Source organism: Exiguobacterium sp. MH3, assembly GCF_000496635.1.
In the GTDB taxonomy this organism is placed as follows: domain Bacteria; phylum Bacillota; class Bacilli; order Exiguobacteriales; family Exiguobacteriaceae; genus Exiguobacterium_A; species Exiguobacterium_A indicum.
The window spans coordinates 1,956,953-1,973,471 of record NC_022794.1; the positions used below are offsets into that span (position 1 = coordinate 1,956,953).

Sequence of the window (16,519 nt, forward strand, 5' to 3'; positions counted from 1 at the left end):
TCCCCCTTACTTCACGAGCGCAGCGATTTTTTCTGCGCCGTCTGCCATTGATGTAGCTGCTGTAATCGCTAGACCTGAATCTTTGAGAATTTGTTTCCCTGCATCAACGTTCGTACCTTCAAGACGAACGACGAGTGGCAATTCGAGACCGACTTCTTTTGTCGCCGCAACGATACCTTCTGCGATAACGTCACATTTCATGATTCCACCGAAGATGTTGACGAAAATCCCTTTGACGTTCTCATCCGATAAGATCAGTTTGAAGGCTTCTGTTACTTTTTCCTTCGTCGCACCACCACCGACATCGAGGAAGTTCGCAGGATCACCACTGAAGTGTTTGATGATATCCATCGTTGCCATGGCAAGACCAGCACCATTGACGAGGCAACCGATGTTTCCATCGAGCGCGATGTAGTTCAAATCACTCTTTGATGCTTCGACTTCGCGTGGATCTTCTTCTGTTTCATCACGTAACGCCACGATGTCCGCATGACGATACAATGCATTTGAGTCGAAGTTCAACTTCGCATCCAGTGCGAGGACTTCGCCATCCTTCGTCGTAACGAGTGGGTTGATTTCTGCGATCGAACAATCCTTGTCGACGAAGAAGTTGTAGAGTTTCGTGACCATGCCGACGAACTTGTTGACGAGCTTCACAGGAACACCCATTGCGAACGCAAGTTTACGCGCTTGGAATCCTTGAAGACCAACTGCAGGATCGACGACTTCCTTGATGATTTTTTCTGGTGTCGCTTCCGCTACCTCTTCGATGTCCATACCACCTTCGCTTGATCCCATGATGACGACACGTCCTGTCACACGATCAAGTACGATTCCAAGATAGTATTCTTTGTCAATCGCACACCCTTCTTCGACGAGAAGACGTTGAACGACTTTTCCTTCTGGACCTGTTTGGTGCGTGACGAGCGTTTTGCCGAGTAACTCCGTCGCATATTCTTTCACTTCTTCTTGCGATTTCGCAAGCTTGACGCCACCTGCTTTACCGCGTCCCCCCGCGTGAATTTGAGCTTTGACGACTTTAATCGGGCCTGACAATTGTTCTGATGCATCGACCGCCTCTTCGACGGTGAAGGCTGCGATTCCGTTTGGTACGGGTACACCGTACGAACGAAGTAATTCTTTTGCCTGATACTCATGTACATTCATGAAAAAATCCCCCTTAACCCCTTTAGTTTCGGCTCTTTCATTGTAGTTAAAATTGGAAGCGCTGTCTATCGTTATCGACCGAAAGCTTTATTTTTTCAGAATTTCATCTTGATCGAGACGATATAAAAAGGCAAATAACTCGGCAATGACACCGTATAATTCTTCCGGAATCTGTTCTGATACTTGAACAGCATCTAGTAACGTCATCAACGTTTCGTCCTGCCGGATCGGAATATCATGTTTTAATGCCTCTTCTAAAATCCGTTCTGCGATGTGTTCCGATCCCTTAGCAACGACTTTTGGGGCATGCATCTGTTCTTCGTATGATAGAGCTATTGCTTTTTTCATATATGAAGATCCACCCTTCCGTTACGCGTTGAGATATCATGCGGTACGCGCTCTTTCGTCTGTTCGACCCAATCGAATCGCGTCAATGCATAGCCTTGTTCCTCAAGACGAGTCTGAATTTGCGGTGTGTAGGCTTGCATGAACGTATTGACGTGCGCATTCGGATGAAAGACGGAAATCGAAACATTCCGGTCTGCAATCAAGACATCAACAGCGACCTCACCGAGCGTCGGTAATTGAAGATATAAGACGACACGGGCATGATTTGGATCAAACGTCCGTTCGAACGGTGCTTCCATCATGAGATCCACATCTTCGAACGGTCCAAATTGAGGTAATTGAAATAAATAGACTCCTTTCCCCGCTTCGTTCGTTGCTTGAACGAGTTGTTGCGCTAAAATCTGATCACTCGTCTTTCGATCAAGCGTTCGACCTGTCTCATCACCCTTTGCCAGTTGAACGAGTTCGGTAAGGGCGTGTTTTAACTGCTTCGCTTCTCCTTCCGTCACCGGTTGACCAATTTGCCTTAGGAGTTCCCGTGTTTCCGCAGTCGGTACCGTCTGGCGTTGTAAAAAGGAGTCGAGTAACTGGGGGAGAGCCGACTTTTGCGGAACAGACTCGGTCGAGATGATTTTTAAAACCGGTTGTCCCTCTGCTGAAACGACTTGAAAGCGATACATGTTCCCTTCTTTTAGTTCAGCTGTCGTCCCTGCCGTCAAGACGCGTTGACCGACTTGGAGTTCCATTAATCCGTCCGGCAACAGCTTTAAAACTTTACCGACGATGTTTGCGCCTTCCCGTAACGGTAGGTTCGCATGATCGATGATTTTAAATGGAAGTAAGGCGCGATGTTCGATTTGCATGCTCGATTCCTCCTAAAGACGTTCTTTGACAGGACGGAATGTTTTCCGGTGAATCGGTGTGACGCCCAGTGTATCGAGCGCTTGTAAATGTAAGGGTGTTCCGTAACCTGCGTGTGTTTCAAATCCATATCCCGGATACTCGATCGCGTATTGTTCCATCATCGCATCTCGTGTCTCTTTCGCAACGACACTTGCAGCAGCAATGGAGACACTCCGCGCATCTCCTTTGATAAGAGAGAGTTGTGGTGTATCGTCGTCGAGTGTCATCGCATCGACAAGTAAGGCATCTGGTTTGAGTTGACGAACTGCGTCTTGCATTGCCCGTTTCGATGCTTGATAGATATTAATTTCGTCGATTTCAGCCGGTTCGATGATGCCGATCGCAATCTCAGCAACTTCTTGCAAATGCTTCAGTGCCGCTTGCCGCTGTACTTTACTCATCTGTTTGGAATCCGTTAGTCCTGGATGATAGAATCCGTCTGGTAAGATGACCGCTGCTGCGACGACTGGACCAGCTAGTGGACCTCGCCCGACTTCGTCCACTCCTGCAATTCGAACGTATCCTTGCTGACGATACTCGTCTTCAAATGCGAGTCGTTTCTTGAAATCGATCCGTTGCTGCTCTTCGAGTGCAAATCGTCGTTCTGTCTGACGAAACAGCGTATGCACCCCTTTTCGCGTATCTGAAGCCAGTTCCTGCTTCAATTGAATAAATTCTTCTAGTGTTGCTTTTTGCAATCGTTCTTTTACTTCTGCTATCTTCATACATCCTGCTCCTTTGAAAAAAACTTGGACATCAAAGGATGTCCAAGTCCGTTATGCATGCGTTTCCCATTCTTCGACTGTTTCAAGCGTCACCCGACCGAGCTTTTCCGTTCGTAGCTCATGCAGGAGCATTTCGCTCGTCCGCTCGAAATCGACATAGCCACCTGAGACGAAACCACGTTTTTTACCGATTGCTTCAAGTACATCAACCGCTTCTCCCGATACTTCGTCGAGTCGATAGCGCTCACGTAACTGCTCCGGATACCGTGTCTTTAGCTCACGAAGGGCAAATAGCGCGATATCGTCGATGTTTAAGATGTCATCCTTGATCGCTCCTGTCGCTGCTAACCGATATCCGACGACTTGATCGTCGAACTTCGGCCAGAGGATACCTGGTGTATCAAGTAATTCCATCTCACCTGTCTTCATCTTGATCCACTGCTGGCGTTTCGTCACACCCGGACGGTCACCCGTGATAGCGATATTTCGGCCAGCAAGTCGATTGATGAGCGTCGATTTCCCGACGTTCGGAATGCCGATGATCAAGGCACGGATCGCACTCGGATTCCGCCCTTTCTCCCGCATCCGTGCGTGTTTTTCTTTCATTAGTCGTAAAGCACCCTCATGGATTTGATTCAATCCTTTATTGTGCTTCGCGTCAACCGCAACGACATCAACACCATCTGCTCGTAATGCCTGCATCCATTGCTCCGTCACTCGTTTATCCGCCATATCCGCCTTGTTGAGGACAATCAGTCGCGGCTTACCTGCCGTGATCTGTTCGACCATCGGGTTACGGCTCGACATCGGAAGACGGGCATCGACGAGTTCGATCACCACATCGATCAACTTTAGTTTTTCTGTGACTTCCCGACGTGCTTTGGCCATGTGACCGGGGAACCATTGAATCGTCATATCCTTCACCTCGTTCATATATTCCTGGACTTCTTGCTGATCATACGATACATGAAAAAACATCCACTCCCTAGTATACGCAACTTCAGACAAGAAAAGAAGATGAGCTGCTTACTTTTAACGGCAAGCGTCTCATCTTCGTTCGTTTTAATCGACAGAGCGTACATCATTGAATGGATAGAAGACGAAGTTCGTCGTTCCGACGATTTGATCTTCATCCACAAAACCGATATCACGACTATCTTTTGAATTTTGACGATTATCTCCCATGACGAATACTTTTCCTTTTGGAACAGTCGTCTCTCCTGTTCGCTCTTCAAGCGTGAAGTCTTCCGTCAATGGCACACCACTCATCTGGGCTTTGTATTCTTTCAAATACGGTTCGGCGACTTTCTTATCGTTGACATACAATGTATCATCTTTGTAATACATCGTATCTCCCGGAACAGCGATGACCCGTTTGATGTAGTCTCGTGTTTCCGTTGCATGGAAGACGACGATATCGCCTCTTTCTGGTTCATTAAAATAGTATGGGATCTTATTGACGATCATTCGATCCGCATTGTGTAAGGTTGGCATCATCGATTCCCCATCAACGATGACGGGTACGAACAGAAACGTTCGAATGATGAACGCGATGACGAGCGCTACGACGAGCGCCTTTACCCAACTGAATAACTCCTTCACGAATTCCACTCCCTTGATAAACGCAATTTCTTCCTAAGGACTAGTATACGCATAAACAGCAAAAAAAAGAAGCTTGTCCGGAGACAAGCCACTTTTTCACATGATTAACGACGAATTTCTTTAATACGCGCCGCTTTACCACGAAGGTTACGGAGGTAGTAAAGTTTCGCACGACGGACTTTACCGTAGCGAACGACTTCGATTTGTGCAACACGTGGTGAGTGGAGCGGGAAAGCACGCTCAACGCCAACTCCGTAAGAAATTTTACGGACTGTGAATGTTTCACTGATGCCGCCACCGTGACGTTTGATGACTACGCCTTCGAAGAGCTGAATACGCTCACGCGTACCCTCGACGACTTTAACGTGTACACGGACTGTATCCCCAGGACGGAACGCAGGGACGTCTGACTTGATTTGTTCTTGTGTAAGTTCACGGAACAATTGTTGTGTGTTCATGAATGATTTCTCCTTTTTTCACCAATGTTCTTATCTTCATTTGCTTCAAGCATCCGACAGCGGAACATCGTTAATGGGTGGCTTTTGCCACATGTTTTAACTTATCATAGATTCAGTCGTTTGACAATCCTGAAATCGAGTCTAAATAACGCTGATCTTCATCCGTTAACGATGCATCCACGAGAAGATCAGGGCGCCGCTCATATGTCCGCTTCAGCGACTGTTCCCGTCGCCACTTTTCAATCCGGGCATGGTTGCCTGATAACAAAACATCGGGTACTCGGTACCCTTTATATTCTGCCGGACGTGTATAGTGCGGGTATTCGAGAAGTCCTGTTGAGAAGGAATCATCTTCGTGACTCGCAGACGCACCGAGGACGTCCGGTAAGAGGCGGACGACGGCGTCAATCATCGTCATCGCAGCGAGTTCTCCTCCCGTCAAGACGAAATCTCCGAGCGAGACCTCATCCGTCACCAACTGATCATGGATTCGCTGATCAAACCCCTCATAGTGACCACATAAGAAGACCAATTCTTCTTCGTTTGCCCACTCTTCCGCCATTCGTTGCGAAAACCGTTTACCGGTCGGTGTCATGACGATGATTCGTCGTTTTCGTTCCGGTAGACTTGCCATCGCATCGAAGACGGGTTGAGGTGTCAACAGCATGCCCGCTCCTCCACCATACGGATAATCATCGACCTTACCATGTCGATTCGTTGAAAAATCTCGAAAATTGATGGTTTCAAGTATGACGTGTTGATCGTCTTGCGCTCGCTTGACAATCGAATGGTCAAGCGCTGAAAACATTTCTGGAAACAACGTCAATACACGGATGTTCATTCTTCGATCAGTCCCGGAAGCGGCGTGATCTGAATGCGTTTCTGTTCGACGTCGACGGAAGCGACGACTTGTTCGATATACGGAATCAGGACGTCTTTTTTTCCGTCACGTTTGATCGTCCAGACGTCATTTGCGCCCGTTTCGAGAATGTCGGATACGACTCCGATTTTCGTCTCACCGTCATAAACCGTACAACCGATGATCTCATGATAGTAAAATTCATGCTCGTCTAAGTCCTGTAAGTCTTCTGCATGGACATAGAGTTTCAATCCTTTGTACTTCTCGACGTCATTGATATGATGCATGCCTTTGAACGTCACCATGATGAATTGTTTATGCTTCCGGTAGCCACTGATCGTTACCGGTGTATACGTGCCTTCAGAGCCGAGAAAGACTTCTTTTCCGACCTTAAAGCGTTCTTCCGGGAAATCCGTGCTTGCAAGTAACTTCAATTCCCCTTTTAGACCGTGCGTGTTGGCGATTTTCGCAATTTCCAACCATTCCATTCGTTTCACTTCCTTTCTTGAATTAAAAAAAGGAGGTAAGCTTTCGCTCACCTCCTAACGTCTTACTTCGCGAGTTTCGCGTTGTGGAATTTCTCCATGATACCAGCTTGTGAGAAGAGGTTACGAACTGTGTCCGAAGGTTTAGCACCTTCAGAGAGCCATTTAAGAGCTAGCTCTTCGTTGATTTTAACTTCTGCTTCTGGTTTAGCAACTGGATTGTAGTATCCGATTTGCTCGATGAAACGACCATCACGTGGTGCACGTGAGTCTGCTACTACCACACGGTAGAAAGGTGATTTTTTTGCGCCCATGCGCTTAAGACGAATTTTAACTGCCATTCGTAAGTCCCTCCAAATAATAAATGATTTTTTCGTTTAGTCAAATTGACAACTTCATTAGTATACAACGTTACAGCAAAAGAGAAAAGACTTTTAAAAGAATGGAAGACCAAAGCCTTTCTTTTTCCCTTTGCCCATCTGTCCGGAAAATTGTTTCATCATTTTCCGCATGTCTTCGAACTGTTTAATGAGGCGGTTGACTTCTTGGATACTGCGTCCGCTACCACGGGCAATCCGCTTCCGACGGCTCGCATTCAAGATTTCAGGTTCAGTCCGCTCTCGTTTCGTCATCGATTGGATGATCGCTTCGACATACACGAGTTGCTTCTCATCGATTTGGGCGTTTTTCAACCCCTTCATCTTCCCTTTACCTGCCCCAGGGATCATTCCCAACAGTTCGTCGAGTGGACCCATCTGTTTCACTTGCTGCAACTGCTCGATGAAATCATCGAATGTAAACGATGCATCGCGCATTTTGCTTTCTAACTCTTTGGCACGCGTAGCGTCCATTTGTGACTCTGCTTTTTCAATCAGTGTCAGCATGTCTCCCATGCCTAGAATCCGAGACGCCATCCGCTCGGGATAGAATGGTTCGATGGCATCGAGCTTCTCTCCAAGACCGACGAACTTAATCGGTGCTCCGGTGACTGCCTTGATGGAGAGTGCTGCACCACCTCGCGTATCTCCGTCGAGCTTCGTCAGAACGACTCCCGTTACGCCAAGCTTCTCGTTGAAGCTCTCTGCGACGTTGACGGCATCCTGACCCGTCATCGAATCGACGACAAGGAAGATTTCATGCGGTTTGGCGATCTCCTTAACATCAACGAGTTCCTGCATCAGTTCCTCATCGACGTGTAAGCGACCTGCCGTATCGATCAACACGATATCGTGATGATGCTCTTTTGCATAATCGAGTGCACCGGTAACGATTTCTTGTGGACTAACCTGATCTCCCATCGAGAAGACCGGTAACTCCAATTGTTTTCCGAGTGTCTCTAATTGTTTGATTGCTGCCGGACGATAAATATCCGCCGCAACAAGCAAAGGACTACGATTATGTTTTTTACGTAAATGATTGGCAAGTTTACCCGTTGTCGTTGTTTTACCTGCCCCTTGCAGACCGGTCATCATGATGACGGTCGGAGGACGGTTCGCAAGCGTCAATGGTGACACTTCTGCACCCATCAGATTCGTCAATTCATCGTGGACGATTTTGACGACTTGTTGTCCTGGCGTCAAAGACGTCATGACATCCTGTCCGACGGCGCGTTCCTTTACATCATTTACGAATTGTTTGACGACCTTGAAGTTGACGTCGGCTTCGAGTAGCGCTAAGCGAACTTCGCGCATCATCTCTTTGACGTCTGCTTCAGAAATCTTACCTTTACCTCGCATTTTAGCGAGACTGGCTTGAAGCCGTTCCGATAATCCTTCGAATGCCATTAAGAATGCCTCCTACTCTAATTGCTCCAATGTCTCAATGATCACTAGGGCTTCACCCGGAAGGTCGCATTGCTTCAGCTGATCGAGTAACTGCTTTCGCCGTTCGTGTTTCTTGAACAGCGATAGTCGTTCTTCATACTGCTCGAGCATGGCTTCCGTGCGTTTTATGTTGTCGTAGACTGCTTGTCGGCTGACTTCAAACTCATCGGCGATCTCACCTAAGGAAAAGTCATCTAAGTAATAGAGTGACATGTAATTCCGTTGTTTTGGCGTCAAAAGCTCCTGATAAAAGTCAATCAGATAATTCATCCGGTTCGTTTTATCAAGTGTCATTTGAGCACCTCCGCAATGTTAAGTGAAATTCCTTTACAGATAGTATAGTACAGCCCTCACAGTGTGTTGTCAAGTTTTTTTCTTTACATGAAACGTCGCTTATTCCGCGCTTTCTTCCGTGTCGACGTTTTCTTTTTCTTCAAAGACATCGCCGAACAGTCCATATACGAATTGTTCTGCGTCAAACGGTTGTAAATCATCGATCTTTTCACCGAGACCCACGAACTTCACCGGTAGATTCAGCTCGTTCTTGATCGCAAGAACAATCCCGCCTTTTGCTGTGCCATCAAGCTTCGTCAAGACGATTCCGCTGACGTTCGTCGCTTGTTTGAAGGCTTTTGCCTGCACCATCGCGTTTTGCCCTGTTGTCGCGTCAAGCGCCAACAATACTTCATGGGGTGCACCAGGAATTTCACGTTCGATGACGCGTTTGACCTTTTCGAGCTCGTTCATCAAATTGACCTTGTTTTGTAGGCGTCCTGCCGTATCACAAATCAGGACGTCGACCTTACGTGCTTTCGCTGCTTGGACGGCGTCATAAACGACAGCAGCCGGATCGGAGCCTTCGCCTTGACGAATGACCGGTACACCGGAGCGTTCGCCCCAGACTTGCAGTTGATCGATCGCACCAGCCCGGAACGTATCCCCCGCTGCTAACATGACGCTCTTGCCTTCTTGTTTTAAGCGGTTCGCAAGTTTTCCGATCGTCGTCGTCTTACCGACCCCGTTGACACCAACGAAGAGGATGACATTCAGCTCATGATCAAGATCAAGGGCTGTCTCTTCTTCTTCGACTAACATGTTCGCGACGACTTCAACGAGGACATCCCGGACTTGTTTTGGATCCTTGACGTTACGTCGTTTGACTTCTGTCTTTAGTTCCTCGACCAAATCCATCGTCGTCGTCACACCGACGTCGGCTTGGATCAACACTTCTTCTAACTCTTCGAAAAAGTCTTCATCGACTTCACGGAAGCGGTAGACGAGATCATTGACGGCACTCGCTAATCCGTCGCGTGTCTTCGTCAAGCCTTCCGTAAATTTAGTCGTGACTTCTTGTGTCGAAGTCGTCAAGCGGTCTTTCAGTTTTTTAAAGAAACTCATCGTTTAATCTCCTTTGGTTCTTCACTTAATGTACGTCGTGCCTCTTCTAGTTTAACGGATAACACTTCAGATATCCCGTTTTGCTGCATCGTGACGCCGTAAAGGACATCTGCCGCCTCCATCGTTCCTTTCCGATGGGTGATGATGACGAACTGTGTCTCGCGTGCTAGCTGATGTACGAACTCGCCGAATCGCGCGACGTTCGCTTCGTCAAGCGCCGCCTCGACCTCATCGAGGACACAGAACGGGACAGGACGTGTCTTTAGAATCGCAAATAATAAGGCGATTGCTGTCAAGGCACGCTCTCCACCGGACAAGAGCGACAAATTCTGCAGCTTCTTACCAGGCGGTTTCGCAACGATATCAATTCCACTCGTCAACAGATCACTCGGGTCAACGAGGACTAGATCGGCTTCACCGCCCCCGAATAACTCGCGGAATGTTTCCCGGAAGTGTTCTCGGACAGCATCATACGTTTGACGGAACAATCGAATGACTTCTCGGTCCATCTCTTCGATGACGCCATAGAGATCGGTTTTAGCAGCGACGAGATCATCCCGTTGCGCGGATAGGAACGTAAACCGTTCATCTACCTCTGCGAATTCCTCAATCGCACCGATGTTGACGATGCCGATTTCTTCGAGTTGGCGTTTGAGCAGATGAATTTCCTCTTTTGCCTCTTCATACGATAGATCAAGTGGTGCAATCAGTTCGAGCAGTAATCCCATCTCTTCCAGCATTTCTTGTCTTGTCTCAAGACGCGTGCTCGTTTTCCCTTGCGAGAGTCGTAGTTGCTCGAGTGCCTGTTTCGTCGTTTGTTGATCGTCCTTCGTTTTCGCTTCGCGGATCCGGATCAAGCGTAGGGATTCTGCTTGTACTTGAATCCGTTGTCCGATCGCGGCGAGTTCGGTCTCGACCCGTTGTTGTTCCTGTTCCTGTTCACGCTGTTCCGCGTGCAAGGCATCAATCTTCGCTTCGTCGAATCCTTCAAGGACATGACGCAAGTCACGGCGTTTATGACCACGTTCAAGCTTCGCGTGACTGACCTGTTCCGTCAGGCGTTCGATCTCTTGCGAAAGCTGCGCTTGTTTCATTTGGATCGTCCGCTCTTCGAGAACTGCTTCCGCTTGTTCCTTCTTCAGTTCGTCCATCGTGACGGCACCACGGGCTTGCGCATCCTTAAGACGATCTAAGGCTTGTCTGAGCTCTGTTTGACGCTCCGTCCATTTTGCGATCTCGACTTCCGACGTCTCGATGATCCGACGTGCTTCCTGTTCTTGTTCGAGTACACGTGCCATCTGTCGATCTTCAACCGACAATTCAGACGTCATGACAGCGAGATGACGGTTCGCATCTGCTAACGTATCGCGCGATTGTTCGAGTTGCCCTTGTAATGCTTGAATCGTTTCTGTCCGTGTCCGAGCCGTAGCATCAAGAGTCTGGATCGCCGCTCTCAGATCTTCTAAGCGGCGCATCTGCTCCCGAATGACCGCTTGCCCGCGCGTCAGTCCCTCTTTTAACTCGTCAAGTTCGCGCGATTGACTGAACAGTGGTGTACCTTTTTTCCGGCTTCCACCAGTCATCGTACCGCCGACGTTGACGACATCTCCTTCGAGCGTGACGAGACGATAGCGATGTCCTGTCGAACGGGCGATTTGGTTCGCCTGTTCAAGTGACTCGACGACGAGTGTCGTACCGAGCAAGTTCATCTTTAATTTCGTCAGCGTTTCGTCTGTCGTCACGAGATCACTTGCGATCCCGACGAATCCAGACATCCCTCCGACTTGTTCTCGCACTGAACGATTGACTTCGCGTGCTTGGAGTGAGGCGAGCGGCATGAACGTCGCTCGACCGGCATTTAATCGTCGAAGCTCCTGGATCAGACGACGTCCTGTCGCATCGGTATCAACGACGATATTTTGCATCGCACCACCAAGCGCTGTCTCGATTGCCGCTTCAAAGCGCGCCGGAACCGAAATCAACTCCGCGACCGCTCCGTGGATACCTGGGTGCTGATCTCGTTGTTTTAAAATCGTCTTCACAGCACCGAAATAACCGCTATAGTCGGCTTTGACGGATTCAAGGAATTCAATTCGGTCTTCCGTCTTATGCCGACGTCGCTCTAAATCCGCAACGGACTGTTCGACTTGGCGTAACGCATGTTGTTGTTCATTTCGTGCTGCAAGTGCCGTTGTCTCTTCTTCTGTTGCTTGGTCCAACTTCGTCCGGATTGAAGCGACATCCGCTTCTAGTCGAGCGACGTCTTCCTCGAGTTGACGACGCGTCGATTGTTTCGTACCGCTGTCCGCCGTAAATGAACGTTGTTGTTCTTCTGCCTGCATGAGATCTTGCTTCGCCCGGTTATAGGCATTATTCGTCGCAGCTAATCGACTCGCCACTTCAAAGGCTTCCGAACGTAATACTTCGGCTTCCTTATCAAAATCACGATCGGTTTGTGTCAGCGCTTGATCGGCTCTTTCCCGTTCAGCCGTGATCCGTTTTGCTTCCTGATCGACTTCTGCTTGGCGTTCCTGTAAAGCGGTCAGTTCGAGTTCCAGTTCCTTGACGCGTTCTTCGACGACGGCAACCTCTTGTTCGAGTCGCTCTTTCGTCTCGGTCCCGTGTTTTTCACGCTCTTTCGCTAGGTTAAGGGCACCTTGGATTTCAACCAGTCGCGTCGAGACATGTCGAAGTTGCTCCTGCAACGCGTTTTCTTGTTGTCGTTCTTCTTCAAGCGCCGATTCTTGATTCTCTCGGGACACGACGGTCTCTTCGTAAGTCGTCTTTTGAGACGCAAGGCGTTCTTCACATTGTGCGATGTCACGCGCTAGTGTTTCGAGCTCCGTCTGATACGTCGTGATTTCATGCGCCAAGATACCACGCTCGAGGACATCATGCCGTTCTCGAGCGACGAGATACTCTTTCGCGAGCGCCGCTTGTTCACGTAACGGCTCGATTCGTCCGCCAAGTTCATATAAAATATCATCGACACGCGATAGATTCGCTTCCGTATCACTTAATTTCCGCTCGGCTTGCTTCTTGCGATGACGATACTTCAAAACGCCTGCTGCTTCCTCGATAACAGCACGACGTTCTTCCGGTTTACCGGAGATGACTTGTTCAACTCGCCCTTGTCCGATGATCGCAAACGCATCACGCGACAAGCCTGTGTCCATGAACAGATCAAGAACATCCTTCAGGCGACATGGTTTTTTATTTAAAAAATAATCGCTGTCTCCGTTGCGGCTGACACGCCGCGTGACGCTGATCTCCTGATACGGCAACGCAACCGTTCCCGACTCGTTGTCTAAGACGAGCGTCACCTCGGCAAATTGTTTCCGGTGTTCAGACAGACTGCCGGCAAAAATGACGTCTTCCATCTTCGCCCCACGCAGTGACTTCGCAGATTGTTCTCCGAGCACCCAACGGACAGCGTCCGATATATTTGATTTCCCACTTCCGTTCGGTCCGACGACTGCCGTGACACCCGGAAGGAATTCTAGTTCAGTTCGACTGGCAAATGATTTGAAGCCATTGATTTCAATTCGTTTTAAGTACATCTTGATCACCCGTATGTTTAAATTTCTTTTGAATTTCTTTCAGTTTACCATAGCCGAAACGCGAGCAACATGATAGGTTTTAAGGTAGTATCACGCGAAACAAGAAGAAGAGGAGCGAATAACACGATGACGATTGAACAAATGATTGAAGCGATCTTAGATAAATTGAACATCATCAACAAAGGGGTCATTAAAGCAGAACAATTCGACGGTTCAAAAAATGAGGACTTAAAAGAGATTTATGAGTTCGTCATGATGCGCGACTCGTTATCACTGGCAGAGGTCGACGCGATCGTCGACGAACTGAAATCCCTTAAGACTGTCTAATCAAGCGAACTTCACACGATAAAGGCCGATCATCTCTCACGCATTCGAGAGATGGTCGGCCTTTTGTTGCTTAAAACTGTTTCTTTAATTCAAGTAAGGCTTGTTTTGCTGCCTGTTGCTCTGCCTCTTTTTTCGATCGGCCTGTCCCGATCCCTTCCAGCTCATCCGCGACTTGGACACGCGAGATGAATTCCCGACTATGCGCCGGACCGCGCTCCTCGATGATTTCATACTCGATGACACCTAAGCCGACACGTTGAATGGCTTCCTGTAATTGACTCTTAAAATCTGTCTGTTCTTCAAAAAAGCCTGTCGCCACTTTCGGAAAAACCGCTTCGGCGAGGAATCGTTCGGCTGCTTCGATGCCTTGGTCAAGATACAAGGCGCCAATGAAGGATTCGAAGACATCCGCAAGTAAGGCTGGACGATTCCGACCACCGGTCAGTTCTTCCCCCTTACCTAACAGAATCATATCGGAAAACTGATAGTGATTCGCAAATTGGACGAGTGACGGTTCACAGACGATTGCCGCTCGCAATTTCGTTAATTCCCCCTCGGAACGTTCCGGGTAGTGTTCGAATAGATAGCGTGACACCGTCAACTCTAAGACAGCGTCCCCTAAAAATTCTAGACGTTCGTTATCCCCTTCCGACTCGCGTTGTTCATTGACGAACGAAGAGTGCGTGAAGGCCTGTTTTAATAGCTCGACATTAGAAAACGTGATATTCAGGCGCTCTTGTAACGCTTCGAATTTCTGCTCAATTTGAGCGAGCGTCCGAGCATCCTTGCGTCGTTTTACATAAGGTCCTTTTCGGACACGACGTCCTTTTTGATTCGTCATAGTTCCTCCTAAACAGCTAAAGCCCACCGCAAATTGCGGTGGGTCAGCTTCAATGATCAGACTTGTGTTTCGATGTAGTTGACGACATCGCCGACAGTCTTCAAGTTTTCTGCTTGCTCATCTTCGATCGTGATTTCGAACTTGTCTTCTAAGTCCATGACGAGTTCCATGACTTCGAGAGAGTCAGCACCGAGGTCGTCTTTGAACGATTTATCAAGTGTGATTTCACTTTGTTCTTTTCCTAATTTTTCTGCGATTGCTTCTTGTACGTCTACTAAGATTTGTTCTTTTGTCATTTTAAAATCCCTCCATGAGTTGAGTATATAAGATGATTGCCGATTTGGCAAAGTACTACCGTTAGTTGTGTTACATCGTCATGCCGCCATCGACGGCAAGAGTTTGTCCTGTGATGTATCGTGCTTCATCTGAAGCGATGAAACTGACGAGTGAAGCGATATCGTCCGTTTGACCGAAGCGTTTCAACGGAATTTGCCCGAGTGACAGGTTCCGCTGTTCTTCCGTCAATTCATCCGTCATGTCCGTCTCGATGAAGCCTGGACAGATGGCATTGACTGTGACACCTTTACTCGCGAGTTCACGTGCGACGGATTTCGTCAGCCCGATCAGACCCGCTTTCGCTGCGACATAGTTCGCTTGCCCTGGATTTCCGGAAATACCGACGACTGATGCGATGTTGATGATACGACCGCTTGTTTTTAACAATGGACGTGTCGCAGCTTGCGTGACGAGAAACGCACCTTTCAGATTCGTATCGATGACAGCATCGAAATCCGCTTCCTTCATGCGCATCAGCAAACCATCACGCGTGATGCCGGCATTATTGACGACACAATCCAGTTGACCGAACGTGTCGATCGTCTGTTTGATCATCTGTTTGACAGCATCTGCTTCAGCGACATTCGCTTGAATCGCGAATGCCTCTCCGCCTGCTTCCTTGATTTCACGGACGACTGCTTCCGCCTTGTCCGTGCTTCCTGCATAGTTGACGACGACACGGAAACCATCTGTTGCCAATCGCTTCGCGATGGCAGCTCCGATGCCGCGTGACGCGCCAGTGACGAGTGCTACTTTACTCAACGAATTCCCTCCGCTTCCAATTGCTCAAGTGTCGTGATGCTGATGATCTTCGCATCTTTTTTGATTCGTTTCACGAGACCGCTAAGCGGAGACGATGGACCAAACTCGATGAATGTATCCGCACCTTCTTCGATCAGACGCTCAACGCATGATTCGAATCGAACCGGTGAGTAGAGCTGCTGAACGAGCAAACGAATCAATTCGTCTGGTTGATCGTGGAACGCACTGTCGACGTTCGAGATGAATTTCGTCTTCGCCGCTTCAAACGGTGACGAGACGAGAATATCTTCGAATCGTGGTGCGAATGGTGTCATGAGCGACGAATGGAACGCACCTGATACATCAAGCGGTAAGACACGTTTTGCTCCGAGCTCTTTTAACTTCGCTGTAGCGGATTCGACCGCTGCGATTTGTCCAGAGATGACGAATTGCCCAGGACAGTTGTAGTTGGCGATCTGTACGATCTCTCCCGTTGCCGCAATCGATTCGACCGCGTGATGAGCTGCCTCGACATCATTCATGCCGATGACCGCCGCCATCGTTCCACCCGTGACTTGATTCATGAGTTTTCCGCGTTCGCGGACGAGATAGACGGCTTCAGACGGTGTGATGACAGAAGCTGCGACGAGCGCGCTATATTCTCCAACACTGTGTCCGAGTACGAAATCAGGTGTATGTCCTTGTGCTGCGTACTGCTGTGCGAGTAATGCACTGTGTGCGACGATGGCTGGTTGAGCGATATCTGTTGCTTTCAATTCATCCTTCGTCCCTGTCGTCATCAGCGTCGTCAGATCCAGACCAATTCGCGTTCCGAGGTCAGCGAGTGATTGGCGTGTCTCGTCTTGCGTGATGAGCGTCTGTCCCATTCCAGGCGTCTGTGACCCTTGTCCCGGAAACATCCAAACTGTTTTCCCCATCTCGTCTC

The 16,519-nt window shown here is 48.6% G+C and carries 19 protein-coding genes; 1 reads left to right on the plus strand and 18 read right to left on the minus strand.

From position 1 onward, the window contains the following. Positions 1 to 6: 6 nt before the first annotated feature. From sucC to smc, 14 genes are all read right to left on the minus strand, one after another. The gene (gene sucC / locus U719_RS10450; protein ID WP_023468732.1) at positions 7 to 1,167 is read right to left on the minus strand and encodes an ADP-forming succinate--CoA ligase subunit beta; all 1,161 of its coding nucleotides are present in this window, start codon (positions 1,165 to 1,167) and stop codon (positions 7 to 9) included. Between the two features lie 87 nt (positions 1,168 to 1,254). After that, positions 1,255 to 1,515 carry an EscU/YscU/HrcU family type III secretion system export apparatus switch protein gene (locus U719_RS10455; protein ID WP_023468733.1) on the minus strand — a complete coding sequence of 87 codons (261 nt, stop codon included), beginning with the start codon at positions 1,513 to 1,515 and terminating at the stop codon, positions 1,255 to 1,257. Continuing rightward, positions 1,512 to 2,378 carry a flagellar hook-length control protein FliK gene (locus U719_RS10460; protein ID WP_023468734.1) on the minus strand — a complete coding sequence of 289 codons (867 nt, stop codon included), beginning with the start codon at positions 2,376 to 2,378 and terminating at the stop codon, positions 1,512 to 1,514. Before U719_RS10460 ends, U719_RS10455 begins: the two co-directional genes overlap by 4 nt. A gap of 12 nt (positions 2,379 to 2,390) precedes the next feature. After that, complete coding sequence (locus U719_RS10465; RefSeq protein ID WP_023468735.1) at positions 2,391 to 3,143, minus strand: ribonuclease HII; 753 nt, start codon at positions 3,141 to 3,143, stop codon at positions 2,391 to 2,393. A 51-nt stretch (positions 3,144 to 3,194) separates the two neighbouring features. After that, positions 3,195 to 4,058, minus strand: coding sequence for a ribosome biogenesis GTPase YlqF (ylqF, locus tag U719_RS10470; protein ID WP_035396901.1), 864 nt, complete (start codon positions 4,056 to 4,058; stop codon positions 3,195 to 3,197). A gap of 147 nt (positions 4,059 to 4,205) precedes the next feature. Further along, positions 4,206 to 4,745 (minus strand): signal peptidase I, encoded by a 540-nt coding sequence (gene lepB / locus U719_RS10475; RefSeq protein WP_023468737.1) that lies wholly within the window; start codon positions 4,743 to 4,745, stop codon positions 4,206 to 4,208. Positions 4,746 to 4,849: 104 nt separating this feature from the next. Continuing rightward, complete coding sequence (gene rplS / locus U719_RS10480) at positions 4,850 to 5,203, minus strand: 50S ribosomal protein L19 (RefSeq protein WP_023468738.1); 354 nt, start codon at positions 5,201 to 5,203, stop codon at positions 4,850 to 4,852. Between the two features lie 112 nt (positions 5,204 to 5,315). Beyond that, a complete protein-coding gene (gene trmD / locus U719_RS10485; RefSeq protein WP_023468739.1) occupies positions 5,316 to 6,044 on the minus strand; it encodes a tRNA (guanosine(37)-N1)-methyltransferase TrmD in 729 nt (242 codons plus the stop codon). Continuing rightward, positions 6,041 to 6,550: a ribosome maturation factor RimM gene (gene rimM / locus U719_RS10490; protein ID WP_023468740.1), complete on the minus strand. Its 510-nt coding sequence runs from the start codon at positions 6,548 to 6,550 to the stop codon at positions 6,041 to 6,043. Before rimM ends, trmD begins: the two co-directional genes overlap by 4 nt. Positions 6,551 to 6,612: 62 nt before the next feature. Further along, complete coding sequence (rpsP, locus tag U719_RS10495; RefSeq protein WP_023468741.1) at positions 6,613 to 6,888, minus strand: 30S ribosomal protein S16; 276 nt, start codon at positions 6,886 to 6,888, stop codon at positions 6,613 to 6,615. A 93-nt stretch (positions 6,889 to 6,981) separates the two neighbouring features. After that, positions 6,982 to 8,331, minus strand: coding sequence for a signal recognition particle protein (gene ffh, locus U719_RS10500; protein WP_023468742.1), 1,350 nt, complete (start codon positions 8,329 to 8,331; stop codon positions 6,982 to 6,984). A gap of 12 nt (positions 8,332 to 8,343) precedes the next feature. Then, the gene (locus U719_RS10505; RefSeq protein WP_023468743.1) at positions 8,344 to 8,664 is read right to left on the minus strand and encodes a putative DNA-binding protein; all 321 of its coding nucleotides are present in this window, start codon (positions 8,662 to 8,664) and stop codon (positions 8,344 to 8,346) included. A gap of 99 nt (positions 8,665 to 8,763) precedes the next feature. Further along, complete coding sequence (gene ftsY, locus U719_RS10510) at positions 8,764 to 9,768, minus strand: signal recognition particle-docking protein FtsY (RefSeq protein ID WP_023468744.1); 1,005 nt, start codon at positions 9,766 to 9,768, stop codon at positions 8,764 to 8,766. Then, positions 9,765 to 13,328, minus strand: coding sequence for a chromosome segregation protein SMC (smc, locus tag U719_RS10515; protein WP_023468745.1), 3,564 nt, complete (start codon positions 13,326 to 13,328; stop codon positions 9,765 to 9,767). Before smc ends, ftsY begins: the two co-directional genes overlap by 4 nt. A gap of 126 nt (positions 13,329 to 13,454) precedes the next feature. Between smc and U719_RS10520 the strand changes: the two genes are divergently transcribed. After that, positions 13,455 to 13,655 (plus strand): DUF1128 family protein, encoded by a 201-nt coding sequence (locus U719_RS10520; protein WP_023468746.1) that lies wholly within the window; start codon positions 13,455 to 13,457, stop codon positions 13,653 to 13,655. Positions 13,656 to 13,725: 70 nt separating this feature from the next. Here the strand turns inward: U719_RS10520 and rnc are convergent, their stop codons facing one another. The 4 genes from rnc to fabD form a co-directional block, all read right to left on the minus strand. Then, positions 13,726 to 14,496 carry a ribonuclease III gene (gene rnc, locus U719_RS10525; protein ID WP_023468747.1) on the minus strand — a complete coding sequence of 257 codons (771 nt, stop codon included), beginning with the start codon at positions 14,494 to 14,496 and terminating at the stop codon, positions 13,726 to 13,728. A 56-nt stretch (positions 14,497 to 14,552) separates the two neighbouring features. Then, a complete protein-coding gene (gene acpP / locus U719_RS10530; protein WP_029342095.1) occupies positions 14,553 to 14,792 on the minus strand; it encodes an acyl carrier protein in 240 nt (79 codons plus the stop codon). Positions 14,793 to 14,862: 70 nt separating this feature from the next. Continuing rightward, entirely contained in the window at positions 14,863 to 15,594 is a 732-nt protein-coding gene (gene fabG / locus U719_RS10535; protein ID WP_023468749.1) for a 3-oxoacyl-[acyl-carrier-protein] reductase, read from the minus strand. Beyond that, positions 15,591 to 16,511, minus strand: coding sequence for an ACP S-malonyltransferase (fabD, locus tag U719_RS10540; protein WP_023468750.1), 921 nt, complete (start codon positions 16,509 to 16,511; stop codon positions 15,591 to 15,593). Before fabD ends, fabG begins: the two co-directional genes overlap by 4 nt. Between the last annotated feature and the right edge of the window lie 8 nt (positions 16,512 to 16,519).